The following is a 23,462-nucleotide window of genomic DNA, read 5'->3' as shown; positions in this document are numbered from 1 at the left end:
TAGGATGCCGAACCTTGTCTTGATGAGATTCGCATTGCTATCCGCCTTCAATTTCGGTAATGGACGAGGTTCGAACCGGGACACCCGCACCCGGCGACGGCTATCCGGCTTCGTGCGTCGGCGCGGACGCGCCGCCCATGCGGCGCAGGCCGGTTCATCGCTGGCGGGGCGAGGCGGATGAAGCTCTACGAGAAATTTGCGAACGACGTAGAGCGACTCATTCGGCAAGGGGTATATCGACACGGCGACCGTGTGCCGTCGGTGCGGCAGGCGAGCCAGCAGCACCGGATCAGCATCACGACGGTGCTGCATGCGTATCTGCTGCTGGAAAGCCGCGGGCTGCTCGAAAGCCGGCCGCAGTCGGGCTATTTCGTGAACCTGCGGCGCGACGACAGCCACGCGCCGGTGCGCGAATTGCGGCCGTCGAAGCCGATCGCGATCTCGTCGTCGGTGGACGTGAGCCGGCTCGTGCTGTCGACGCTGCGCTCGATCGGCACGGACGACGCGGTGCCGCTCGGCTCGCCGTATCCGGACCCGAGCCTGTTCCCGTTCGAGAAGCTGAACCGCTACGCGTACGCGGCCGGCCGCGACAAGTCGCTGTGGGGCGTGACCGACGGGCTGCCGCCGGGCCATCCGCGGCTGATCCGGCAGATCGCGCGGCGCTACCTGGAAAACGGGATGTCGGTGGACCCGAACGAGATCATCGTGACGGTCGGCGCGACGGAGGCGATCAACCTGTGCCTGCAGGCGGTCGCGAAGCCGGGGGACACGATCGCGGTGGAATCGCCGACGTTCTACGCGATGCTGCACGCGATCGAACGGATGGGGATGAAGGCGATCGAGGTGGCCACGCATCCGGAATACGGAATCGACATCGCGGCGCTGGCCGCGATCGCGAAATCGCAGCCGATCGCCGCGTGCATGGTGATGCCGAACTTCCAGAACCCGCTGGGTTTCCAGATGCCGGACGAGCGCAAGCGCGAACTGGTGGCGCTCGCAACGAAAGCGGACCTGCCGATCATCGAGAACGGCGTGTACAACGAACTGTATTTCGGCAACATGCATCCGAGCACGCTGAAATCGTTCGACCGCCAAGGCATCGTGCTGCATTGCGCGTCGTTCTCGAAGAGCCTGACGGCCGCGTACCGGATCGGCTGGGCGCTGCCGGGCCGCTACCGCGAACAGGTCGAGAAGCTGAAGTTCCTGAATACGCTGGCGACGCCGTCGTTGCCGCAACTGGCGATCGCGGAGTTTCTCGAACGCGACGGCTACGAGCATCACCTGCGGCGGATTCGCAAGGCCTATGCACAGCAGGCGAACCTGATGCGCGCGATGGTGTCGCGGTTCTTTCCGGAAGGCACGCGCATTTCGAGCCCGGCGGGCGGCTACGTGCTGTGGATCGAGCTGCCGGTGCAGGTCGATGCGATGCGGCTGTATCAGCTCGCGCTGGAGCAGGGGATCACGATCGGGCCGGGCTACATGTTCTCGATCGCGGACAGCTACCGGAATTTCATCCGCCTGAACTACAGCAGCCCGTGGTCGCCGGAGATCGAGCGCGCGGTCGTCACCGTCGGCAAGCTCGCCGCATCCTGCCTCGACTGACCGCGCGGCCGAACGCGGCGCGCGGCGTCACGTCAGCCGGTACGATTGCGCGCCCGTGCCGGCGAGCGTGCCGCCGTCGACGATCAGGTATTCGTTGCGGATCGGCTTGCCGTCGAACCAGCATTGCAGGATCTCCAGCGTGCCGGCCGCATAGCGCGCCTGCGCCGACAACGACGTGCCCGAGATGTGCGGCGTCATCCCGTTGAACGGCATCGTACGCCACGGATGATCGGCCGGCGCCGGCTGCGGAAACCACACGTCGCCGCCGTAGCCGGCGAGATGGCCGGACGTGACGGCATTCACCACGGCATCGCGGTCGACCAGTTTCGCGCGTGCGGTGTTGATCAGGTACGCGCCGCGCTTCATCCGCGCGATCATCGCCGCGTCGAACAGCCGCTCGGTGGACGGGTACAGCGGAATCTGCAGGTTGACGATATCGACGGCGCTCGCGAGCGACGCCGCATCGGCGTGATACGTGAGCGCGAGCGCCTGCTCGATCGACGCATCGAGCCGATGGCGCTGCGTGTAGTGCAGATGCAGGCCGAACGGTTGCAGCCGGCGCAGCACCGCGAGGCCGATGCGCCCCGCGCCGACCGTGCCGAAATGCATCCCTTCGACGTCGTAGCTGCGCGCCACGCAGTCGGCGATGTTCCAGCCGCCCTGCTGCGCGATCGCATGCGACGGCAGGTAGTTGCGCACCAGCGCGAGCGTCGTCATCACCACGTGCTCGGCGACGCTGATGCTGTTCGAGCCGGTGACTTCGGCAACGGTGATGTGCGCGCGTGCGGCCGCATCCAGGTCGACGTGATCGGAGCCGATGCCGGCCGTCAGCGCGAGCTTCAGCTTCGGCGCGCGGGCGATCCGTTCGGCGCTCAGGTACGCGGGCCAGAACGGCTGCGAAATCACCACGTCCGCTTCGGGCAGCCGGCGCTCGAATTCGGAGTCGGGGCCGTCCTTGTCGCTCGTGACGATCAGCGTGTGGCCGTGCGCTTCCATATAGCCGCGCAAGCCGAGCGCGCCGGACACCGAGCCGACGAGCTCGCCGGGCCGGAAGCCAAGCGGGCCGGCCGGTGTCGGCGCGGTCTGGCCGTCCGCGTAGTGCGTGACGACCGGGATCGCGTCGCGCACGTAGCGCGGCGGATAGCCGTCGACGGGATCGGGGTAGAGCACGCACAGGACGGTGGCCATCGGGTAGTGCTCCTTTGACGGGTGAAGGCGGCACGCGGCTTGCGCGGGTCGCGTCGTGCGCCTCGCAGGCGGCCGCCGTGTTGCGCCGCAACGTTGATCACGTTCTACGCCGGTCATGGATCGCGTACAAGCTACAGTCCGGGTTTGCGTGCGCTGCGGGGCGTCTGTACCTGTTCTTTTCACGAGGGATGTCGATAATGGGATCGTTACCTGACTTTTCGGGAGCCACGTCATGACTGGAAGCGATGCGTCCTCACGCCCCGACCTCACGCAGGGGGTCGCGCTCGACGATCTCGCCGACGGCGCGATGATCGAGGGCCATGTCGGCGACGCGGCGGTGCTGCTCGTGCGTCGCGGCGACGAGCTGTTCGCGGTGGGCGCGCAATGCCCGCACTATGGCGGCCCGCTGGCCGAGGGCCTGCTGGTCGGCGACACGATTCGCTGTCCGTGGCATCACGCGGCGTTCTGCCTGCGCACCGGTGAGATGGAGCGCGCGCCGGCGCTCGACGGGCTGCCGTGCTGGCGCGTCGAGCGGCGCGACGGCCGCGCGGTCGTCGTCGATGCGCGGCCGGCCGCCGTGCCGCCCGCGCTGAAGGCAACCGGGCTGCCCGCGTCGGTCGTGATCGTCGGAGGCGGCGCCGCTGCGATCGCGGCGGCCGTGACGCTGCGGCAGGAAGGCTATCCGCACGCGATCACGCTGCTGAGCGCCGATGCCGATCCGCCGTACGACCGGCCGAATCTGTCGAAGGATTACCTCGCGGGCACGGCGCAAGCCGACTGGCTGCCGCTGCGCGCGCCGTCGTTCTATGCCGAGCAGCGGATCGACGTGCGCTGCAATACGCGGGTCACGCGCATCGATCCCGCGCAGCGGTCGGTCGAGCTGGCCGACGGCGGCCGGGTCGACTACGGCGCGCTGCTGCTCGCGACCGGCGCCGAGCCGAACAAGCTGAACGTGCCCGGCGCCGATCTGCCGCACGTGTGTACGTTGCGCTCTCGCGCCGATTGCGATGTGCTGATCGCGAAGCTGAAAACCGCGCGCCGCTGCGTGGTGGTCGGCGCGAGCTTCATCGGGCTCGAAGCGGCCGCTGCGTTGCGCACGCGCGGGCTCGACGTGCACGTCGTCGCGCCCGATCCGCATCCGATGGGCCGCGTGCTCGGCGATGCGCTCGGCGACACGATCAAGGCGCTGCACGAAGCGCACGGCGTGGTGTTCCATCTCGGCGCGACGCCCGCGCGGATCGGGCCGGACAGCGTGACGCTGTCGAGCGGCGACGTGCTGCCGGCCGACGTCGTGCTGGTGGGTATCGGCGTGCATCCGAACGTCGAACTTGCGCAGGACGCCGGGCTCGCGGTCGAACGCGGCGTGACGGTCGACCGCTTCCTGCAGACGAGTGCGCCCGGCATCTATGCGGCCGGCGATATCGCGCGCTGGCCCGATCCGCTGACGGGCCAGCGGATTCGCGTCGAGCACTGGGTCGTCGCCGAGCGGCAGGGCATCGTCGCGGCGCGCAACCTGCTCGGCCAGCAGCGGCCGTTCGACGCGGTGCCGTTTTTCTGGAGCCAGCATTACGACCTGACGCTCCGCTATGTCGGGCATGCGGAGCAATGGGAGCGCGTCGAGATCGAGGGCGACCTCGGCGCGCACGACTGCTCGATCGCGTACTGGCGCGGCAACACGCGGCTCGCGGTCGTGACGATCGCTCGCGATCTCGACAACCTGAAGGCCGAAGCGGCGCTCGAGCGGCAGATGACGCCCGCATGAAAGCAGCAAGACGACACCTGCCGAACCCTTGATGGAGGCAAGATGAACCCCGACGTCCGCGCCCGTTTCGAAACCGAGTTCGCGCCGCGCATCGCGACGCGCCTGCGTGGCCTGTACCAGCCCGGCGAAGTGAAGGTCGACGTCGTGCCGCACGACGGGCAGGGCAGCCCGACCTGCATCGACGTGATCGGCCTCACGTCGACGGTCGGCTTGCCGAACCGGTTGAACGTGCGGCTCGCGTGGCGCGACGACGCGATCGCCGGCCTGCTGGCCGAGCCCGATCCCAGCCGCTTCGATCGCTATCTCGCGGCGCTGCCGGTCACGATCGAGCGCTGGCAGATGGAGCTGCCGGTCGATTTCAGCACACGGACCCAGCGCGATCGCGAGATCCTGATCGGCGACCTCGATTTCGATGCGTGACGTGCATCGCGCGACGCCGGTCGCCCGTGCGCCGATGAACCGGGTGGCGTTACCGGTCGCGCGTCTTGATCATCACGCGCCCCTGGTCGATGCCGCCGCGCAGCGCCTCGTCGCACGTCAGCCATTCGGGCGTGACGAGTTCGGGCGCGGGCAGGTCGACGGGCGCGCCGTCGCGGAAGATCCGCACCTGCGCGACCCATGCGCCGTTCGCGTTGCGCGTCGCGTCGACGCGAATTTCGTGACCCATGAAAGTGTCGGTGGCTTGCATCGAGCGGGGCCCTCCGTCGTGGATGAACGTGGTGCGTGGATCGTATCAGCATGGCGTGCGCCGCGCATCGAAAACGAACCGGCGTGGGCATGTCACGTGCCGCGCGAGACGGGAGCGACCCTGTGGCCTTCGACCTGACTTTTTCCATCAAGGTATTCGCCGCGCTGTTCGCGATCATGAACCCGATCGCGAACATCCCGGTGTTCCTGTCGCTGACCGAAGGCGCGGCGGACGGCGTGCGCCGCAAGGTCGCGCTGACGGCCGCGATCGGCGTGACGGTCGGCTGCATCGTGTCGGCCGTCGCGGGCGGCGCGATCCTGCGCGCGTTCGGCCTGACGATCGACGATTTCCGCCTCGCGGGCGGGCTGCTGGTGCTGCTGATCGCGCTGTCGATGCTGCATGGCGCGCCGAGCCGCCAGCATGCGCCGGGCAGCGACGAAGGCGCCGATCCGGCAGCCGCCGAAAGCGTCGCGATCTACCCGCTGACGATCCCGTTGCTGGTCGGCCCCGGCACGATCGCGACGATGATCGTGCTCGGACACGGCGCGGTCTCGACCGGGCAGGAACTCGCGTTCGCGCTCGGGCTGGCCGCGTTTCTCGTGCTGCTGGCCGTGTCGCTGCTGTCGGCGCCGCTGATCGGCCATTACCTGTCGCCGCGCGTGACGGCCGTCACGCAGCGCCTGATGGGGATGATTCTCGCGGCGATCGCGATGCAGATGATCGTCGCGAGCCTGAAAGCCGCGTTCGGGCTGCCGCATTGAGCGCGCCCGTTCGACTGCCTGGAGTCGCTGAATGAACACGCTGATCGTCTTGTCCTATCCCGATCTCGACGCGGCGCGTCGCGCGCTGGCCGAACTCGGCACGCTGCGCGACCGGCACGTCGTCGCGCTCGCGGGGATCGTGATCGTCGAGTGCTCGACCGACGGACAGTTGCGCACGCATGCAGTCGATCCGGGCCGCGTGGCATCCGGATCGCTGCTCGACAGCGTCGTTGCGCACATCGAATCGTCGCTCGACGCATGGCGCGAGCGGCCGGTCGACGATGCGCTGACCGATCGCGTCGCGCGCAAGGCGCGCCCCGGCACCGTCTCGCTCGGGCTGGCCGCGACGCAGGTCGACATCTACGCGTTGAGCGCGGCGCTCGGGCCGCTGGGCGGTGACGTGGTCGACACGACGCTGTCGATCGACGACGAACTGAAGCTCGTCGAAGCGATCTCGAACGCGCGCGACGGCGGCATCGGCAGCGGCCCGGCGACGGACTGACGCGCCGGCTCGATTCCTCCTCGAAAACGCAGCGCTTCCTGTCCGTGCCTCACGGCGCGCCGCACAGGCGCACGCCTTGCTCGATTCGCTCGACGGTCTCATTCACCGTTTCCGCTTTCGACAAGGAGGGCCTGACATGAAAGCAGTCGTATTTCACGGCATCGGCGACATTCGCATCGACACGGTGCCCGATCCGGAAGTCTCCGCGGCGACCGACGCGGTCGTGCGCCTGACCGCCAGCGCGATCTGCGGCACCGATCTGCACATGGTGCGCGGCACGCTGGGCGGCATGAAGCCGGGCACGATCCTCGGCCACGAGGGCGTCGGCATCGTCGAGGCGGTCGGGCGCGACGTGCGCAACCTGCGGCGCGGCGATCGCGTGCTGATTCCGTCGACGATCGCGTGCGGCAGCTGCGCCTACTGCCGCGCGGGCTACACCGCGCAATGCGACGTCGCGAACCCGGGCGGGCCGCGCGCGGGCACTTCGTTCTTCGGCGGGCCGGCGGAAACGGGCCCGGTCGACGGGCTACAGGCCGAATATGCGCGCACGCCGCTTGCGCATGCGAGCCTGATTCGCCTGCCCGACGCGATCGACGACGATCGCGCGATCCTGATGTCGGACATTTTCCCGACCGGCTATTTCGGCGCGCAGCTCGCGGAAGTGAAGCCGGGCGATACCGTCGCCGTGTTCGGCGCGGGGCCGGTCGGGCAGTTCGCGATCGCGAGCGCGAAGCTCATGGGCGCCGGGCGCGTGATCGCGATCGACCGGATCGCGTCGCGGCTCGAGATGGCGTGCGGGCAGGGCGCCGAGATCGTCGATTTTTCCGAGGACGATCCGGTCGATACGATCCTGCGGCTCACCGGCGGGATCGGCGTCGATCGCGTGATCGACGCGGTGGGCGTCGACGCGATGCGCGCGACGCACGGGCCGGCCGCAGCCGATCGCGACGCCGCGCGCGCGTTCGATGCGGAAGTCGACGCGATCGCGCCGCACCGCAAGCCGGACGGTCGCAACTGGGTGCCGGGCGACGGGCCGTCGCAGGTGCTGCAATGGGCGGTGCGTGCGGTCGCGAAGGCCGGCACGATCTCGGTGATCGGCGTGTATCCGCCGGCCGCGCGCGTGTTTCCGATCGGCGACGCGATGAACCGCAACCTGACGATCAAGATGGGCAACTGCAATCACCGGACGGTGACGCCGCCGCTCGTGGAGCTGGTGCGCAGCGGCGCGTTCGACCCGCTATCGGTGCTCACGCGCAGCGAGCCGCTGACGAACGCGATCGATGCGTATCGCGCGTTCGACGTGCGCGAGCCGGGCTGGATGAAGGTCAAGCTGACGCCATGACGACGACACGAACCGAAACCGGGAGCATTGCGATGAACGATCGATACGACAACTGCATGGCCGCGTGCGACGCCTGCGCGCACGCGTGCGACACCTGTGCGGCATCCTGTCTTGCGGAGCGCGACGTGCATGCGCTGGCCGCGTGCATCGCGCTCGACATCGAGTGCGCGCAGCTGTGCCGCTTCGCATCGGGCGCGATGGCGCGCCGCAGCGGGCTCGCACCGCGCATTTGCGCGCTGTGCGCGCATGCGTGCGACCTGTGCGCGGCCGAGTGCTCGCGGCATGCGCACGAGCATTGCCGCCGCTGCGCGCTCGCGTGCGAGGCCTGCGCGGCGATGTGCCGCGCGATGGCCTGAGTGCTTACGACGTGCCCTGAACCCGCCGCGCGACGCGCTGCAGCAACGCATCGAGCACGGCCATCTCGACGGGCTTCACGAGATGGTCGTCGAAGCCTGCGCGTTCGGTGCGCGCGAGGTCGGACGCGCGCGCATGGCCCGACAGCGCGACGCAGGTCGTGTCGCGCAGCGTGTCGATCGCGCGCAATTCCTGCAGCAGCGTGAAGCCGTCGATGTCCGGCATCGTCAGGTCGAGCAGCATCAGCTGCGGCAGGTAGTCGCGCGCGAGGGCCAGCGCGTCGGCCGCGTTGTACGCGACCCGCGGCGCATGCCCTTTCAACTGCAGCAGCACCGCGAGCGTATCGGCCGAATCGCGGTTGTCGTCGACGACGACGATGCGCAGCGGCGCGTCCGCCGGCTGTTCAGGCACGGCCGGTGCGGGCAGTGCGGCGCGCTCGGTGCGCATCGTGTGCGCGATCGGCAGCCAGACCGTGAAGGTCGCGCCGTGGCCGGGCCCGTCGCTTTCCGCGACGATCCGCCCGCCGTGCAGTTCGACGAACGACCGGCAGATCGCGAGACCGAGCCCGAAACCGCCGGACGGAGAGCGGCCCGGTGCATCTTCCTGTTCGAACAGGTCGAAGATCGTTTCGAGCGCACCGGGCGCGATGCCGACGCCGCGATCGACGACGCTGATCGCCACCGACGGCCCTTCGATTCGCGCACCGACGTCGATTCGGCCGCCGTGCGGCGAGAATTTCGATGCGTTGTCGAGCAGGTTGTGCAGCACCTGGACGAGCCGTGCGTCGTCGCCGTGCAGCACCACGGAGTCGGCCGGCAGGTCGACGCGGATCCATTGCTCGCGCGCGGCCAGCTTCGGCTGGATGCTCTCGACGCCGCGGCACACGATATCGCGCACGCTGACCGGGCGAGCGTCGAGTTCGATCTTGCCGGCCGTGATGCGCCCGACGTCGAGCAGATCGTCGACGAGCCGCGTCAGTTGCCCGACCTGGCGGTGCACGGCGTCGCGACACTGCGCGAGCGCGGGCGGCGGATCGGACAGGCTCTGCAGCACGCCGACCGAATTGCGCAGCGGCGCGAGATGATTGCGCAGTTCGTGCGCGAGCGTCGCGATGAACACGCTGAGCCGCTGCGTCGATGCTTCGAGCTCCTCGAGCCGCTTGCGCTCGGTCATGTCGCGCGTGATCTTGATGAAGCCGCACAGCTCGTGCGTCGCGTCGTACACCGGCGTGATCGTCACGCTCGCCCAGAACTGCGTGCCGTCCTTGCGCACGCGCCAGCCCTCGTCCTGGAAGTGGCCATGCGCGGCGGCCAGCGCGAGCCCCTGCGACGGCCGGCCGGCCGCGATCGCGTCGGTCGGATAGAACAGCGAGAAATGGTGACCGACGATTTCGGCCGCGTCGTAGCCCTTGATGCGCGCCGCGCCGGCGTTCCACGTCGCGACGTTGCCGTACGGATCGAGCATGAATACCGCATAGTCGGTGATCGACTCCACCACGGTCTGGAACCGGAATTCGGCGAAGCGGTGCTGCAGGTCGCGCGGATCGGACAAGCCGGGCGGCGGCGGATGCGGTTGGAGATCGGCGTCGTCTTTCTTCATCGGAGCGGCAAGTTGGAAATACGGGCGGCCGCGGGTCGCCGGCCCGCCCCCGGACGCGCCGGCGGCGGCCATACGGAGCGATTGGCACGTCCGAAAGGATAAAGGAACTCGATTCGGCTGATCAATGGGCGCGCATCGGCCGTGCCGTGCGCCGGGATGGGCGCCGGCGCGACCGGCGGTAGCCGGCCCGGCATGCCGATTGCACGACCTGCTGGTCCATCCGCCGCGCGCCGGTCGTCCGGCCCCGCGCGCGGCGGCAAGCCACGCAAGGAGATCGACATGAACAGCACGCTGAATCCCGACAACGAACCGGCCGGCCCGGACGACGACAACGCGAGCCGCGGCCGCGACGGCCGCGCGCTCGGTCCGAGCGACTCGTCCGACAGCGGCAGCGACACGGCGGGCGCGCGGCGCCATCCGTTCGACGTCGATTCGCCGCTCGACGATCACGCGCTCGAACGCGGCGATGCCGCGCTCGGCAGCGACACGGACCGCGCGGGCACCGGCGAGCGGGCATCGGCGGACGGCGACTCGACGCTCGAGGAAGGCGCCGACATCGAGCCGGACCGCACCGAGCGGCTGAGCGAGCCCGGTCGCACCGACGAACCGGACGAACCTGGCGGCGCGCCGTGACGCCCGGCACGCAAAAACTGCAATCGCGTTGCAGATTGGGGCGCCCGACGGCTTCCCGGCGCTGCGACGCGCAACCGTCGCGGTACGGCCATGTCGCCGGCACGCGATTTGCATTCACCCGACCGACGCGCGCCGCGCCGCGGCATGGGGCCGTGCGCGGCGCAGGCGATCAAGGAGAGACACGATGCAACGACGATATCCCGGACGGTCCGGCGAGCGCGGTGGCCCGCCCGACTGGCACGAGCGCAACGAACGCGCGTACCGGGGCGCTGGCGAGCGCGGCATCCCGGACGACCCCGCACGGTGGCCGGAAGAAGACTACGAATCGGCTTACCGCCGCTTCGCGAGCGAGGACGTGGGCCCGGAAGACTGGGGCAGCGAATGGACCGAGCGCGCCGCGCGCCCGGTCGACCCGCGGCGCGCTGCCGCCGACCCGGACTGGCCGGGCGGCGCGCGCCAGCCGGCGCGGACCCCCGAGCGCGGCTACGGCGACCCGGGTCGCCGCGCGGAAGGCCGCGAAGGCCGGTACGGCGGCGAGCGCCCGGAATTCCGCGGCCAGCACCGGATGGGCTGGTACGGCGGCGAGCGCGACCCCGGTGATCCGCGCCATGGCGGCAGCGCGCCTGACCTGTCGCGCTTCGGCCGGGACACCGAACGCGAAGCGCTGCGTCATCGCCGCGGGCCGAAGGGCTATACGCGCTCGGACGAACGGATTCGCGAGGACGTCTGCGAGCGGCTCGCGCATGCGCTCGAGATCGACGTGAGCGACGTGACCGTGCAGGTACGCGACGGTCGCGTCGAACTGGACGGCACGGTGCCGGCCCGCTGGATGAAGCACGACATCGAGGATCTGGCCGACGGCTGCATGGGCGTACAGGACGTCGAGAATCGCGTGCGCGTGCGCCGCGAAGGCGAACACGATACGGGCATGGTGCTGCATCCGGACCAGCGGACGGTGACGCCGACCCAGCCCGCCGCGCGCGACCCCGAGCCCGGCACCGTGGTACGCGGCCGCGAGCGTGAACCGCGCCACTGAGCGCCGATGCGTGACACGGCGCGCCCCCGACCGCGAGCACTGCGTGCATGACGACCGGACTCGACGAAACGCCAACCAAGGACCGTGACGTAGCGGCAGGCCGCGCGCGCCAGGGCCGCCGCCGCGACGAACGCGGCCTGCGGGTGCGGATCGCGGTCGAACTCTGGCGCGCGATCTGGCATTACCGTGCGCGCGTGCTGGCGGCGATCGTGCTGCTGGTGCTCGCGAAAGCGGCGGCCGTGTCGGTGCCGCTGCTGCTCAAGGACATCGTCGACGGCTTCGGCCGCGCGGCCGGCCAGCCCGTCGCGTGGCCGGTACTGCTGCTGTTCGCGTACGCGGTGGTGCGCTTCGCGTCGAACGCGCTGAACGAAGTGCGCGACATGACGTTCGTGCAGGTCACGCAGCACACGGTCGCGTCGTTTACCGTGCGCACGTTCGGCCACCTGCACCGGCTCGGCGCGCGCTTTCATGCGCAGCGCGAGACGGGCGCCGTCGTGCGCGATCTCGAGAAAGGCACGGCCGGCATCGGCTATCTGCTCGGCGTCGCGGTGTTCACGGTCGTGCCGACGGCCATCGAGATCGGCTCGGTGCTCGTGATCGTCATCGGCAAGTACGGGGGCGGCTTCACGGCGATCATTTTCGTCACGTTCGCCGTCTACGCGGCGTATACGGGAGTGTTCACGCGTCGGCGCATGCGTTACCAGCGGCGCGTGAACGCGCTCGAGGCCGAGTCGAATTCGCGCGTGGTCGACAGCCTGCTGAACGTCGACACGGTCAAGTACTTCGCGCGCGAGGACGTCGAGCGCGACCGGCTCGACCGCGTGCTGGACGAATGGCGCGAAGCCGGCGTGGACAACCAGTACGCGCTGTCGACGCTGCATATCGGGCAGAGCGCGTGCATCGGCGCGGGGATCGCGGCCGTGATGCTGCTGGCCGGGCAACATGTCGCGCGCGGCACGATGACGGTGGGCGATCTCGTGCTGATCAACGCGTACATCATCCAGATCAGCCTGCCGCTGAATGCGCTCGGCTTCGTGTTCCGCGAAGCGAACGACGCGATGACGAACATCGAGCGCCTGTTCGGGCTGCTCGATGCGCGCGGCAAGCCGGGCGAGGACGGCGACGCGCCCGGCGCGCAGCCGCTCGTCGTACGTGGCGGCACGATCGAGTTCGAGCATGTCGACTTCGGCTACGAGCCGAGCCGGCAGATTCTGTTCGACGTGTCGTTCCGTATCGAGGCCGGGCAGACGGTCGCGGTGGTCGGCGGCAGCGGCTCGGGCAAGTCGACGCTCGCGCGCCTGCTGTTCCGGCTGTACCAGCCCGACGCGGGCACGATCCGGATCGACGGCCAGGACTTGCGGCTCGTCACCGAGCGCAGCCTGCGCGACGCGCTCGGCATCGTCCCGCAGGACACCATCCTGTTCAACGACACGCTCGCGTACAACATCGCGTACGGCAAGCGCGACGCGACGCGTGGCGAGGTGATCGCGGCCGCGCGCGGCGCGCAGCTCGACGCGTTCATTGAGCGGCTGCCCGACGCGTACGACACGCGCGTCGGCGAGCGCGGCGTACGGCTGTCGGGCGGCGAACGGCAGCGGGTCGCGATCGCGCGCGCGTTGCTGAAGGCGCCGCCGATCGTCGTGTTCGACGAGGCGACATCGGCGCTCGACACGCGCTCGGAGCGCGCGATCCAGCAGGAACTGATGCGCGTCGCGCAGCATCGCACCAGCCTCATCATCGCGCACCGGCTGTCGACGATCGTCGATGCCGATCGCATCCTGGTGATGGAGCACGGCCGGCTCGTCGAGCACGGCACCCACGACGAGCTGCTCGAAAGCGGCGGCGTGTATGCGCAGATGTGGGCGCTGCAGGCGAAGCAGCGCGAACTGGAACGCACGGAGGCGAAGTTCGCGCGGCAGCCGGTGCGCATCAACCCGCTCGTGTCGCAGGTGCTCGATTCGCTGGCGGAGGCGGCCGCGCAGCGCGGCGTGCCGGTGTTTCGCCATCTGTCGGACGAGGATCTGGTCGTCAAGGCCGATCCGGCCGCGCTGCGGCGCTTCGTGTGGGAACTGTGCCGCGGCGCGGTCGACGCGAGCAGCGGCGGGCAGCTGGAGGTGCGCACCGCGCGCCACGACCCGGAAGCGCGGATCACGATCGCATGCGCGGGCGTCGACGCCACCGAACTGTCGTTGATCGATCTCGAACGCTTGCAGGACGCGATCGAGGAGGCCGGCGGCTATGTCGTGCGCGAACGCGACGATACCGGCGTGACGCTGCACCTGTCGCTGCCGATGTGCGCGGTGGCGCCCGCGTCGATGCAACCCGACGGCGCCGTGCCGAATCCGGATGCCGGCGCGGCGCCCGCGGCGAAGCCGCTCGACGGCCTGCGCATCGCGTGCGTGGACGATCACGACGAGGCGCGCGAGGCGCTCACCGCGCTGCTGAAGGTCGCCGGCGCCGACGTGCACGCGTATGCGTCGGGCCAGGCATTGCTGGACGACCTGTGGCGCGCGCGCCGGGCCGACTGGCCGGCGCTGCTCGTCTGCGACATCGACCTCGGCGACGACGAGGAGGACGGCTACGCGGTGATGTCGCGGGTGCGCCAGCTCGACGCCGCGCGCGATCGCGATCGTGACGGCCGCGCGCCGCTCGAGGCGCTGGCCTTGTCCGGCCATGCGCGCGACCGCGATCGCACGCGGGCGGTCGAAGCCGGTTTCCATGCGTACCTGACCAAGCCCGCGGTAGCGGCCGACCTGATCGCGGCGTTGCGTGCGCTCGCGTTTTCCTCCGGAGAAATCCATGCCGAACCTTCTGAATCCGACGCCACCCGAAACCCTGAACGCGCGTCGCGGCGGTAGTGCGTTCGCAGACCGCCAGGCCGCGGTGGCGGCCGTCGAGCTGCTGTTGCCGAGCCTGTCCGCCGCGCTGCAGAGCGACTTCGTCGGCGACAGCGGCTGCCTGCACATCGTGATCATGGACCCGGCGCTCGGGCCGCACGACGCGGCGTTCGAGGACGCGATCCTGTATGAGTTTTCGCTGCCCGACCCGAAGGACTGGGACGCCGACTATCGCGCTTACGCGCGGGCCAAGGCGCGGCTGTCGTGGGAAACCGGCCGCGACGGCCACGTCGTGCAGGCGCTGGAGCCGTACCGGCTGCGCGCCGGCGACACGAACCTGTGGGGCGGCGTCGCGCTCGGCGGCATCGTGGTCGGCGTGTCGGGCGCGCAGCCGTGGTTCGACGAGGCGTTCGCGGGCTGTATCGCGCACTGCCTGCGCGCGCTCGCCAAGCACCGCGCGCAGGCGACGCCCGACGGGCTCGCGATCTGAGCGCGGCGGCCCGGACCCGTTTTTACAGCCGGTTATAAAAAAGCCAGCGGGCGCGCGGCACAGCCCGACGCGGCGCGGGCGCACGCAGGCCGGCACGGTTTTCGCTGTACCTCATGCACGGACGGTTGTCGCGACAAGTGTCGCCGTCAGCCGGATGGCTTTCCGACATCGACAGGAGGTGCAGGTGAACGCGACTCACGATCCAGCCAGACCGCCGCTCGCCGGCCGGACCGCACTCGTGACCGGGGGCGGCCGCGGTCTCGGCGAAGCCATTTGCGAGGAGCTTGCGCAGCATGGCGCGCACGTCGTCGTCGCCGATCTCGACGGCGACCGCGCGGCGGCCGTCGCGCAGCGGCTCGAGCGGCACGGCGGCCACGCGGTGGGGCGGCCGCTCGACGTGCGCGACGAAGCGTCGGTGCTGCAGGTCGTGCACGACGCGCGCGAGTCGCTCGGCGACCTCGACGTGATCGTCAACAACGCGGCGATCGACGTGACCGCGCCGATCGACGACGTGAGCGTCGAGGCCTGGCAGCAGGTGCTGATGACGAACCTGTTCGGCCCGTACCTGATGTGCCACGCGGCCGTGCCGATGATGAAGGCGCGCGGCGACGGACACATCGTCAACATCGCGTCGACCGCGTCGAAGCGCGCGTGGCCGAACGCCTCCGCGTATCACGCGACGAAGTGGGGCCTGCTCGGCCTGTCGCACGCGCTGCATGCCGAACTGCGGCCGAGCGGCGTGCGCGTGTCGGCGATCGTCGCGGGCGGGATGCGCACGCCGTTCCTGCTCGACCGCTTTCCGGACATCGACGAGGAGACGCTGCAGCCGCCGGAGCACGTGGCGGCCGCCGTGCGCTTCGTGCTGACGCAGCCGCCGGGCACCGTGGTGCCGGAACTGATGGTGCTGCCGATGAAGGAGACGTCATGGCCCTGAAGCGCGAACGGCGGCTGCCCGGCGCGGTGCTGCTCGACAAGGACGGCACGCTGCTGGAGGACGTGCCGTACAACGTCGATCCCGCGCACATGCGCCTCGCGCCGGGCGCGGCGCGCGCGCTGCGCACCCTCGGCGCGACCGGCATGCCGCTGGCGGTCGTGTCGAACCAGCCGGGCGTCGCGCTCGGCCGCTTTACCGAAAACGAGCTTGGCGCGGTCCGCCAGCGTCTCGCCGAACTGTTCGAAGCGAACGGCGCGACGCTGGCGGATTTTTTTTACTGCCCGCATCACCCGCGAGGCAGCGTGCCGCGCTACACCTGTGACTGCATCTGCCGCAAGCCGCGCCCCGGCATGCTGCGCCGCGCGCTGACCGCGCTCGGCGTCGTCCCCGAATGGAGCTGGATGATCGGCGACATCCTCGACGACGTCGAAGCCGGCCGCACCGCGCGCTGCGGCACGATCCTGGTCGACTGCGGCAACGAGACCGAGTGGCGCCTGAACGCCGCCCGCACGCCGCACCACGTCGTCGATCGCATCGACCTGGCCGCCGACATCGTCGTGCGCGAGGCCGTGCGCCGGCACGGCTCGTGGGTGCGGCGATGAGCACCGCCTGGAGCCGCGCCCGCCGCATCCTGTGCGTGCGGCTCGACAGCATCGGCGACGTGCTGATGACGACGCCCGCGCTGCGCGCGCTGAAGGAGGGCGGCCATGACCGCCGGCTGACGCTGCTGACGTCGCGCACGGGCGCCGCGCTCGCGAAGCACCTGCCGATGGTCGACGACGTGTGGTCCTACGACGCGCCGTGGGTCAAGCATCCGGACACGCGGGGCGACCCGGTCGCCGATCTCGACATGATCGACCGGCTGCTGGCGGGCCGCTTCGACGCGGCCGTGATCTTCACCGTCTACAGCCAGAATCCGCTGCCCGCCGCGATGATGTGCTGGCTCGCCGGCATTCCGTTGCGGCTCGCGCATTGCCGCGAGAACCCGTACGAACTGCTGACCGACCGCGTGCCGGAAACCGAGCCGGAATCGCACGTGCGCCACGAGGTCGCGCGCCAGCTCGCGCTGGTGCGCACGGTCGGCGCGACGACGTCGGACTGGCGCATGGCGTTCGAGCCGGGCGACGCGGCGCGGCGCGCGGTGCACGCACGCTTGCAGGCCGCGTTGCAACGCTTTGGCGGCGCGCGCCAGCCGGAGGCGCCACGCGCGCGCTGGCTGGTCGTCCATCCGGGCGCGAGCGCGGCGTCGCGGCGCTGGCCGGCCGAGCGCTTCGGCGAAGCGGCCGCCGCCGTCGCGCCGCTGTTCGACGGCATCGCGGTGACGGGCAGCGCGGACGAGCGCGCGCTGGTCGACGCGGTGTGCGAACGCGCGGGGCCGCGCGCCGTGCCGCTGGCCGGCGTCTTGCCGCTCGGCGAACTCGGCGCGCTGATCGAAACGGCCGACCTGCTGCTGTCGAACAACAGCGGCCCCGTGCATCTCGCGGCCGCGCTCGGCACGCCGGTGGTCGACCTGTACGCACTGACCAATCCGCAGCACACGCCGTGGCGTGTGCCGCACCGTGTGCTGAACGTCGACGTGCCGTGCCGCAACTGCTATCGCAGCGTGTGCAACCAGCCCGGCCATCCGTGCCTGCGCGGCGTGAGCGTCGACGATGTGGTCGCCGCCGTGCACGCGTTGCTGCGCGGCAGCGCGCGCCATGCGCAACGCGCAGCCGCGCGGGCTGCCGCGCACGGCAGCGAGCCGGTCGCGGTGCCCGCATCGAACGTGCTTCCGTTCGCGCACGTCATCACGAGGAACTGACGCATGCCTGACCCGATCCATACGCTCGGCATCAACGCCGCCTTCCACGACAGCGCCGCGTGCATCGTGCGCGACGGCGTCGTGATCGCGGCGGCCGAGGACGAACGCTTCACGCACGTGAAGCACGCGAAGCGCCCGGTGCCGTTCTCGACCTGGGAGCTGCCTTTCCATGCGATCGACTATTGCCTCGCGGAAGCCGGCATCACGCTCGCGGACGTGGACCACGTCGCGTACTCGTACGACCCGTGGTTCGAACTCGACCGCGAAGGCACGCCGCAGGCGTTGACTTTGCCGCTGTCGCCGTCCGCGCATGCGCCGCGCGAGGACGGCGCGTCGCCGTGGCATCCGCTGTTCCTGTCGTCGATCGTCAACGCGCCGCGGCAGCTCGCGGGCGGCGTGCCGCATCATCTGCAGCGGCGCTTTCGCGGCGTCACGCACGACGGGCCGTTCCGCTGGCATTTCATCGAGCACCATCTCGCGCACGAGGCGAGCGCGTTTCTCGCGGCGCCGTTCGAGCGCTGCGCGGTGATGACGATGGACGGGCGCGGCGAGCGCGCGACGACGAGCTACGGCGTGTTCGACGGCCGCGCGTACCGGCGGCTCGGGCAGGTCAACCTGCCACATTCGCTCGGGCTGCTGTACGAGCGCGTGACCCGCTATCTCGGCTTCCTGCACTCGTCCGACGAATACAAGGTGATGGCGCTCGCGTCGTACGGCAAGCCGGTGTTCGCCGACGAGATGCGCAAGCTGGTGCGGTATCGCGGCGAAGGGCGCTACGACGTGGTCGACGACGATCTGGCCGCGCGATTCGGCCCGCCGCGCGAACGCGGCGGCCCGATCGAGCCGCATCACTGCGACATCGCGCATGCGCTGCAACTGGTGCTCGAGGAGACGACGCTGCAGGCGGTCGACTGGCTGGCCGCCGAGACCGGCGAGCGGCAGCTCGCGATGGCGGGCGGCGTCGCGCTGAACTGCGTGATGAACGCGAAGATCCGCGATCGCGGCCCGTTCGACGACGTGTGGGTGCAACCGGCCGCCGGCGACGCGGGCACGGCGCTCGGCGCCGCGCTATGGACCGACTTCCGGATGCGCGGCGAGCGCGGCGGCTGGCGCATGGACCATGCGTATCTCGGCCCGGCCTACGACGACGATGCGATCGAGGCGTTCCTGAAGGAGGCGCAGCTGCCGTACCGGCGGCTCGCCGACGTCGCCGCGCAGACGGCCGCGCTGCTCGCCGCGAACCGCGTGATCGGCTGGTTCCAGGGGCGCATGGAGTTCGGGCCGCGCGCGCTCGGTGCGCGGTCGATCCTCGCGTCGCCGATCGATCCGGACATGCAGCGCAAGCTGAACCGGATCAAGGATCGCGAGGATTTCCGGCCGGTCGCGCCGGTCGTGCTCGAGGATCGTGCGCATCACTGGTTCAGCGGCGGCCGCGGCACGCCGCTGCGCGCGCCGTTCATGCTGTTCGTGTACGACGTCGTGCCGGAGCGCGCCGACAGGATTCCGGCCGTGCGCCACATCGACGGCACCGCGCGCGTGCAGACCGTCGACGAAAGCCAGCATCCGCTGCTGCATGCGCTGTTGACCGAGTTCGACGCGCTCACCGGCGTGCCGGTGCTCGTCAACACGTCGTTCAACACGCGCGGCGAACCGATCGTATGCTCGCCGCGCGACGCGATCGAATGCTTCTGGACGTCGCCGCTCGACGCGCTCGTGATCGGCCCGTTCCTGCTGGAGAAGCCGAGATGAACATGCGCGACACGCACCTGCCGCCGGTCGTGTCGGTCGTCGTGCCGACCTACCGGCGGCCCGATCTGCTCGAACGCTGCCTCGACGCGCTGTGCGTGCAGGTGTTCGATCCGACCACCTACGAGATCGTCGTCGTGGACGACGATCCGGCCGGCAGTGCGCGCGCCGTCGTCGATGCGTGCCGCGCGCGCGTGACCGACGTGCCGGTGATCCGCTACATGACCGCGCCCGACACGCAGGGGCCGGCCGGTGCGCGCAACGTCGGCTGGCGCAGCGCGGGCGGCGCGCTGATCGCATTCACCGACGACGACACGATTCCCGATCCGAGCTGGCTGCGCCACGGTGCGGCCGCGCTGCTGGCCGAGCCGTCGGCGGCGGCCGCGGCCGGCCGGATCGACGTGCCGTTGCGGCCGCGCCCGACCGACTACGAACGCGACGCGGCGGGGCTCGCGCACGCGGAATTCGCGACCGCCAACTGCTTCGTGCGGCGCGCGGCGCTCGAACGCGTCGGCGGCTTCGATGAGCGCTTCACGCGCGCGTGGCGCGAGGACGCCGACCTGATGTTCGCGCTGCGCGAGCATGCGGGGCCGATCGTCGACGCCGACGCCGCGCGCATCGTGCATCCGGTGCGTCCCGCACGCTGGGGATCGAGCATCGGCGCGCAGTCGAAGGTGTATTTCGATGCGCTGTTGTACAAGAAGCATCGCACGACCTATCGGCGCCATATCCGGCCGACGCCGCCGTGGCATTACTACGCGGCCGTGCTCGCCGCGCTCGGCGCGCTCGGCTGTTTCGCGGCCGGCTGGCCGGCGCCGGCCATCGTGTGTGCGGCGGTGTGGGCCGCGATTACCGCGGGGTTCTGCGCGAAACGGCTGCGCGGCACGCAGCTCACGCCGTCGCATGTGGCCGAGATGATCGTCACGTCCATCGCGATTCCGCCCGTGTCGCTGTACTGGCGCATGCGCGGCGCGCTTCACTTCAGAGTGCTCTTCCTTTGACGCCCTCATCTCCTTAAGGGGAGAGGATTCCCACACCTGGCGATGCACGTCCGCATCGGAGAATGTTCAACGCAGCGTTGGTATCTCGATCATGTTCGACACCACAGTCACTACAGGCCCACTCTCTTATTCGCAGTCCCGCGATACCTTTCGGCCGCGTCGTGCTGTCTTTCGATCCGCACGACGAACAGGACTGGGTAGAACCGCTTTCGTCCACTTCCTCGAACGTGGCTCCGTGCGCGATCGCTTTGTAACGGAGCTTGTTTCGGAAGGACGACCAGGATGCGTCGTAGACGCTCTTCGCCATCCTGGTTCTGGCGAGTTTGACCGCCGACACGTTGCCGACCGCGATGTAATCGAAGCGCCGCACCAGATCGAGCGCGAGCTTGTGCTGGAAATCGGCACGGGCATTCGAGATCTTTGCGTGCAGCTTCGCGATATGTCGCTTGTGCTTTCGTGCTCGCTGCGCTTTCGTCAGCTTTTCTGCCGCGCATCGGCCGAACCGGTCATTCGGCAGTTTTTCTCCGGTCGAAAGCGTGGCGAAGTCTTTCAGGCCGAGATCGATGCCGACACCGGAGCGGACCGGGCGGACCTGCACATCGGGCATCTCGATCACGATGTTGAGAAACCAGTTGCCGCGCGCATCCTGCGCAAAATTGGTCCCGTCCTTGATCTTGCATTCGGGAAGCGGTCGACTGTTGAACACGCGGAAGGTGTTGCCGGCAAAGCGAAACGCTTCGCCTTCGCGCTTCAGGTCTCGGCCCTTCAGCGGCACCCAGCCCAGCGATTTCATGCCGGGATAGCGCAGGTAAGGCCGACGGTTCCGACTGCGCGACTTCGCGTATTGCTCGCACGTCGCGTTGATCGTGCCGGAATGGATGCCGAGCGCCTTGCTGCTGCCGGTCGTCAGCACGTTCAGATCAAAACCCGTCGGCCATTTCTTATTCCACTTGAGCGCGTGCTTCTGCGTGTCGTTGCAGAAGTTCCAGACGTAGTTCACCGCACGGCTCTGCTTGTTGAGCAGTCCATTGAGCGATTTCACGCGGTAGCGATAGACAAGGATCATGCCGGTGATCCTAACCCGTGGAAGAAGCAGCCTGTCGACAGCACGCCTTTCCTCTCCGTCCTGAAGGACGGGGTTTCTCGGAGCAAATGATGAAGCTCGATTCCAGCGTCGATTCCGACGGCCCGCGCGGCCCGAAGCGGATCGCGGTGTTCCGCGCGTTGCAGCTCGGCGACATGCTGTGCGCGGTGCCTGCGCTGCGCGCGCTGCGGCGTGGCGAACCCGACGCGCGCATCACGCTGATCGGGCTGCCGTGGGCGCGCGAGTTCGCGTCGCGCTTCTCGGACTACATCGACAGCTTCATCGCATTCCCCGGCGCGCCGGGGCTCGGCGAGCAGCCCGAACCCGACGCGGCCACGCGCGAAGCGTTCATCGCCGAATGTCGCTCGCGCGACTTCGACCTCGCGATCCAACTGCACGGCAGCGGCGCGCACACGAACGCGATCGTCGCGTCGCTCGGCGCGACCCGCACGGCCGGCTTCGTGCCGGCCGACGGTGGCACGACCGCGCTCGACTGCGCGCTCGTGTGGCGCGACGACGAACCGGAAGTGACGCGCTATCTGGCGCTCACGCGCAAGCTCGGCTACGCGGACTGGGGCGACTACCTCGAATTCCCGCTCGGCGGCCTCGACTACGCGCTGTGGCACGTGCTCTGCGACGAGCACGCGCTCGATCCCGGCCGCTACGTGATCGTTCATCCCGGCGCGCGGATGGCGTCGCGGCGCTGGCCGGTCGAACGCTTCGCGCTCGCCGCGCGGCAACTCGCGGACGACGGCTGGCAGATCGTGCTGACCGGCACGCGCGCGGAACTGGCGTTGGCGAGCGCGTTCGCCGAACACCTCGGGCGGCCGTGCGTGAACCTGTGCGGCCGCACGCCGCTCGGCGCGCTCGCCGCGCTGATCGCCCGCGCGCGGCTGCTGTTGTGCAACGACACGGGCGTGTCGCACGTCGCGGCGGCGCTCGGCACGCCGAGCATCGTCATCGCGTGCGGCAGCGATACGGCCCGCTGGGCGCCGCTCGACGCCGAACGCCATCGCGTGCTCGCGAACTACCCGGCGTGCCGCCCGTGCATGTTCGAGTCGTGTCCGTACGGGCACGAGTGCGCGACGGCGATCGGCGTCGGCGAAGTGATCGACCGGGCGGGCGAACTGCTCGCGGAGGAGAGACGTCATGTCACGTAAGCGGTTGCGCGTGCTGACCTGGCACGTGCATGGCAATTACCTGTATTACCTGTCGCAGGCGCCGCACGATTTCTACATCGTGACGAAGCCGCAGCATCCGCCCGGCTACGCGGGCCGCGTCGGGCACCTGCCGTGGGGCGACAACGTCCATGAGGTGCCGGCCGAATGCGTGCGCGACACCGCATTCGACTGCGTGCTGTACCAGCACGTGAAGCATTATCAGCACGACCGCCTGCGGCTGCTGAGCGAAGCGCAGCGCGCGCTGCCGACGCTGTTCGTCGAGCATGATCCGCCGCGCGAGCATCCGACCGACACGCTGCATCCGGTGCAGGACCCGAACGTGTTGCTGGTGCACGTGACGCCGTTCAACGCGCTGATGTGGGACAACGGCGTGACGCCGACGCGCGTGATCGAGCACGGCGTGCTGATGCCGGAAGGCGTCGAGTATCACGGCACGCTGCCGAAGGGCGTGGCCGTCGTGAACAACCTTGCGCGCCGCGGCCGGCGCCTCGGCGCGGACCTGTTCGAGGTCGTGCGGCACAGCGTGCCGATCGACCTGGTCGGGATGGGCTCGACCGATCTCGGCGGGATCGGCGAAGTGCCGAACCCGGCGCTGCCGCAATTCCTGTCGCACTACCGGTTCTTCTTCAACCCGATTCGCTACACGAGTCTCGGGCTCGCGGTGATCGAGGCGATGATGATCGGGCTGCCGATCGTAGCGCTCGCGACGACCGAGATGGCGCAACTCGTGAAGACCGGCAGCAACGGCGTGGCCGATACGCGGCCGGCCGTGCTGATCGACGCGATGCGGATGTTGATCCGCGATCCGGACCTGGCGCGCGAATGGGGCGCCGCAGCCAAACGCGACGCGTGCGAGCGCTTCGGCATCGAACGGTTCGCGCGCGACTGGGACGCCGCCCTCCGCGATGTGACGACGTGAGC

22 protein-coding genes are annotated in these 23,462 nt (G+C 69.8%); 18 read left to right on the top strand and 4 right to left on the bottom strand.

Annotated features, from left to right (window positions below):
- Positions 1-177: 177 nt before the first annotated feature.
- Entirely contained in the window at positions 178-1,602 is a 1,425-nt protein-coding gene (locus H0X90_RS24835) for a PLP-dependent aminotransferase family protein (protein WP_034203651.1), read from the top strand.
- A gap of 27 nt (positions 1,603-1,629) precedes the next feature.
- Here the strand turns inward: H0X90_RS24835 and H0X90_RS24830 are convergent, their stop codons facing one another.
- Positions 1,630-2,790, bottom strand: a complete 1,161-nt coding sequence (locus H0X90_RS24830; RefSeq protein ID WP_006498390.1) for an NAD-dependent formate dehydrogenase — start codon at positions 2,788-2,790, stop codon at positions 1,630-1,632.
- Positions 2,791-3,022: 232 nt separating this feature from the next.
- Between H0X90_RS24830 and H0X90_RS24825 the strand changes: the two genes are divergently transcribed.
- Together H0X90_RS24825 and H0X90_RS24820 are read left to right on the top strand one after the other, a co-directional pair.
- Positions 3,023-4,552 (top strand): FAD-dependent oxidoreductase, encoded by a 1,530-nt coding sequence (locus H0X90_RS24825; protein ID WP_059722844.1) that lies wholly within the window; start codon positions 3,023-3,025, stop codon positions 4,550-4,552.
- A gap of 42 nt (positions 4,553-4,594) precedes the next feature.
- Positions 4,595-4,972 (top strand): DUF5594 family protein, encoded by a 378-nt coding sequence (locus H0X90_RS24820; RefSeq protein ID WP_059722845.1) that lies wholly within the window; start codon positions 4,595-4,597, stop codon positions 4,970-4,972.
- A 49-nt stretch (positions 4,973-5,021) separates the two neighbouring features.
- Here H0X90_RS24820 and H0X90_RS24815 read toward each other — a convergent pair whose 3' ends face one another.
- Positions 5,022-5,240 (bottom strand): DUF6566 family protein, encoded by a 219-nt coding sequence (locus H0X90_RS24815; protein ID WP_043205930.1) that lies wholly within the window; start codon positions 5,238-5,240, stop codon positions 5,022-5,024.
- A 122-nt stretch (positions 5,241-5,362) separates the two neighbouring features.
- Between H0X90_RS24815 and H0X90_RS24810 the strand changes: the two genes are divergently transcribed.
- From H0X90_RS24810 to H0X90_RS24795, 4 genes are all read left to right on the top strand, one after another.
- Positions 5,363-6,001: a MarC family protein gene (locus H0X90_RS24810; protein ID WP_006498386.1), complete on the top strand. Its 639-nt coding sequence runs from the start codon at positions 5,363-5,365 to the stop codon at positions 5,999-6,001.
- Between the two features lie 31 nt (positions 6,002-6,032).
- Positions 6,033-6,503, top strand: a complete 471-nt coding sequence (locus H0X90_RS24805; RefSeq protein WP_034203648.1) for a membrane protein — start codon at positions 6,033-6,035, stop codon at positions 6,501-6,503.
- Between the two features lie 136 nt (positions 6,504-6,639).
- A complete protein-coding gene (locus tag H0X90_RS24800) occupies positions 6,640-7,845 on the top strand; it encodes a zinc-dependent alcohol dehydrogenase (RefSeq protein WP_034203647.1) in 1,206 nt (401 codons plus the stop codon).
- A 32-nt stretch (positions 7,846-7,877) separates the two neighbouring features.
- Positions 7,878-8,201: a four-helix bundle copper-binding protein gene (locus H0X90_RS24795; RefSeq protein WP_006498383.1), complete on the top strand. Its 324-nt coding sequence runs from the start codon at positions 7,878-7,880 to the stop codon at positions 8,199-8,201.
- A gap of 4 nt (positions 8,202-8,205) precedes the next feature.
- Here H0X90_RS24795 and H0X90_RS24790 read toward each other — a convergent pair whose 3' ends face one another.
- Complete coding sequence (locus H0X90_RS24790) at positions 8,206-9,798, bottom strand: ATP-binding protein (RefSeq protein WP_077190205.1); 1,593 nt, start codon at positions 9,796-9,798, stop codon at positions 8,206-8,208.
- A gap of 279 nt (positions 9,799-10,077) precedes the next feature.
- Here H0X90_RS24790 and H0X90_RS24785 point away from each other — a divergent pair, with 279 nt between their 5' ends.
- From H0X90_RS24785 to H0X90_RS24745, 9 genes are all read left to right on the top strand, one after another.
- Entirely contained in the window at positions 10,078-10,431 is a 354-nt protein-coding gene (locus H0X90_RS24785; RefSeq protein WP_043205927.1) for a hypothetical protein, read from the top strand.
- 184 nt (positions 10,432-10,615) lie between these two features.
- Complete coding sequence (locus tag H0X90_RS24780; protein WP_048987206.1) at positions 10,616-11,467, top strand: BON domain-containing protein; 852 nt, start codon at positions 10,616-10,618, stop codon at positions 11,465-11,467.
- A 47-nt stretch (positions 11,468-11,514) separates the two neighbouring features.
- On the top strand, positions 11,515-14,325 hold the full coding sequence (locus H0X90_RS24775) for an ABC transporter transmembrane domain-containing protein (RefSeq protein WP_227739745.1): 2,811 nt from the start codon (positions 11,515-11,517) through the stop codon (positions 14,323-14,325).
- Positions 14,267-14,794 carry a hypothetical protein gene (locus H0X90_RS24770; RefSeq protein ID WP_043205925.1) on the top strand — a complete coding sequence of 176 codons (528 nt, stop codon included), beginning with the start codon at positions 14,267-14,269 and terminating at the stop codon, positions 14,792-14,794. Before H0X90_RS24775 ends, H0X90_RS24770 begins: the two co-directional genes overlap by 59 nt.
- 184 nt (positions 14,795-14,978) lie before the next feature.
- The gene (locus H0X90_RS24765; protein ID WP_006498377.1) at positions 14,979-15,728 is read left to right on the top strand and encodes an SDR family oxidoreductase; all 750 of its coding nucleotides are present in this window, start codon (positions 14,979-14,981) and stop codon (positions 15,726-15,728) included.
- Positions 15,719-16,330, top strand: coding sequence for an HAD-IIIA family hydrolase (locus tag H0X90_RS24760; protein WP_006498376.1), 612 nt, complete (start codon positions 15,719-15,721; stop codon positions 16,328-16,330). The genes H0X90_RS24765 and H0X90_RS24760 overlap by 10 nt, the downstream gene beginning before the upstream one ends.
- A complete protein-coding gene (locus tag H0X90_RS24755) occupies positions 16,327-17,529 on the top strand; it encodes a glycosyltransferase family 9 protein (protein ID WP_034204041.1) in 1,203 nt (400 codons plus the stop codon). Before H0X90_RS24760 ends, H0X90_RS24755 begins: the two co-directional genes overlap by 4 nt.
- 3 nt (positions 17,530-17,532) lie before the next feature.
- On the top strand, positions 17,533-19,278 hold the full coding sequence (locus H0X90_RS24750) for a carbamoyltransferase C-terminal domain-containing protein (RefSeq protein WP_006498374.1): 1,746 nt from the start codon (positions 17,533-17,535) through the stop codon (positions 19,276-19,278).
- Positions 19,275-20,276: a glycosyltransferase family 2 protein gene (locus H0X90_RS24745; protein ID WP_077190204.1), complete on the top strand. Its 1,002-nt coding sequence runs from the start codon at positions 19,275-19,277 to the stop codon at positions 20,274-20,276. The genes H0X90_RS24750 and H0X90_RS24745 overlap by 4 nt, the downstream gene beginning before the upstream one ends.
- A gap of 13 nt (positions 20,277-20,289) precedes the next feature.
- On the opposite strand, the gene H0X90_RS24740 is transcribed toward H0X90_RS24745, so the two are convergent.
- Positions 20,290-21,342, bottom strand: coding sequence for an RNA-guided endonuclease TnpB family protein (locus tag H0X90_RS24740; protein ID WP_077189923.1), 1,053 nt, complete (start codon positions 21,340-21,342; stop codon positions 20,290-20,292).
- 89 nt (positions 21,343-21,431) lie between these two features.
- Between H0X90_RS24740 and H0X90_RS24735 the strand changes: the two genes are divergently transcribed.
- Entirely contained in the window at positions 21,432-22,520 is a 1,089-nt protein-coding gene (locus H0X90_RS24735) for a glycosyltransferase family 9 protein (protein ID WP_043206015.1), read from the top strand.
- Positions 22,510-23,460 carry a glycosyltransferase family 4 protein gene (locus H0X90_RS24730; RefSeq protein WP_034203640.1) on the top strand — a complete coding sequence of 317 codons (951 nt, stop codon included), beginning with the start codon at positions 22,510-22,512 and terminating at the stop codon, positions 23,458-23,460. The genes H0X90_RS24735 and H0X90_RS24730 overlap by 11 nt, the downstream gene beginning before the upstream one ends.
- Positions 23,461-23,462 lie beyond the last annotated feature (2 nt).

Source organism: Burkholderia sp. 9775_39 (genome assembly GCF_015712225.1).
In the GTDB taxonomy this organism is placed as follows: Bacteria; Pseudomonadota; Gammaproteobacteria; order Burkholderiales; family Burkholderiaceae; genus Burkholderia; species Burkholderia cenocepacia.
The sequence above is the reverse complement of the archived record's forward strand: the minus strand, read 5'-3'. Positions and strand labels throughout refer to the sequence as shown.

Excerpts from the sequence above, each read along its gene's own strand:
- H0X90_RS24835 (WP_034203651.1), top strand. The coding sequence starts at position 178 with ATGAAGCTCTACGAGAAATTTGCGAACGACGTAGAGCGACTCATTCGG.
- H0X90_RS24830 (WP_006498390.1), bottom strand. The coding sequence starts at position 2,790 with ATGGCCACCGTCCTGTGCGTGCTCTACCCCGATCCCGTCGACGGCTAT.
- H0X90_RS24825 (WP_059722844.1), top strand. The coding sequence starts at position 3,023 with ATGACTGGAAGCGATGCGTCCTCACGCCCCGACCTCACGCAGGGGGTC.
- H0X90_RS24820 (WP_059722845.1), top strand. The coding sequence starts at position 4,595 with ATGAACCCCGACGTCCGCGCCCGTTTCGAAACCGAGTTCGCGCCGCGC.
- H0X90_RS24815 (WP_043205930.1), bottom strand. The coding sequence starts at position 5,240 with ATGCAAGCCACCGACACTTTCATGGGTCACGAAATTCGCGTCGACGCG.
- H0X90_RS24805 (WP_034203648.1), top strand. The coding sequence starts at position 6,033 with ATGAACACGCTGATCGTCTTGTCCTATCCCGATCTCGACGCGGCGCGT.
- H0X90_RS24800 (WP_034203647.1), top strand. The coding sequence starts at position 6,640 with ATGAAAGCAGTCGTATTTCACGGCATCGGCGACATTCGCATCGACACG.
- H0X90_RS24795 (WP_006498383.1), top strand. The coding sequence starts at position 7,878 with ATGAACGATCGATACGACAACTGCATGGCCGCGTGCGACGCCTGCGCG.
- H0X90_RS24790 (WP_077190205.1), bottom strand. The coding sequence starts at position 9,798 with ATGAAGAAAGACGACGCCGATCTCCAACCGCATCCGCCGCCGCCCGGC.
- H0X90_RS24785 (WP_043205927.1), top strand. The coding sequence starts at position 10,078 with ATGAACAGCACGCTGAATCCCGACAACGAACCGGCCGGCCCGGACGAC.
- H0X90_RS24780 (WP_048987206.1), top strand. The coding sequence starts at position 10,616 with ATGCAACGACGATATCCCGGACGGTCCGGCGAGCGCGGTGGCCCGCCC.
- H0X90_RS24775 (WP_227739745.1), top strand. The coding sequence starts at position 11,515 with ATGACGACCGGACTCGACGAAACGCCAACCAAGGACCGTGACGTAGCG.
- H0X90_RS24770 (WP_043205925.1), top strand. The coding sequence starts at position 14,267 with ATGCCGAACCTTCTGAATCCGACGCCACCCGAAACCCTGAACGCGCGT.
- H0X90_RS24760 (WP_006498376.1), top strand. The coding sequence starts at position 15,719 with ATGGCCCTGAAGCGCGAACGGCGGCTGCCCGGCGCGGTGCTGCTCGAC.
- H0X90_RS24755 (WP_034204041.1), top strand. The coding sequence starts at position 16,327 with ATGAGCACCGCCTGGAGCCGCGCCCGCCGCATCCTGTGCGTGCGGCTC.
- H0X90_RS24750 (WP_006498374.1), top strand. The coding sequence starts at position 17,533 with ATGCCTGACCCGATCCATACGCTCGGCATCAACGCCGCCTTCCACGAC.
- H0X90_RS24745 (WP_077190204.1), top strand. The coding sequence starts at position 19,275 with ATGAACATGCGCGACACGCACCTGCCGCCGGTCGTGTCGGTCGTCGTG.
- H0X90_RS24740 (WP_077189923.1), bottom strand. The coding sequence starts at position 21,342 with ATGATCCTTGTCTATCGCTACCGCGTGAAATCGCTCAATGGACTGCTC.
- H0X90_RS24735 (WP_043206015.1), top strand. The coding sequence starts at position 21,432 with ATGAAGCTCGATTCCAGCGTCGATTCCGACGGCCCGCGCGGCCCGAAG.
- H0X90_RS24730 (WP_034203640.1), top strand. The coding sequence starts at position 22,510 with ATGTCACGTAAGCGGTTGCGCGTGCTGACCTGGCACGTGCATGGCAAT.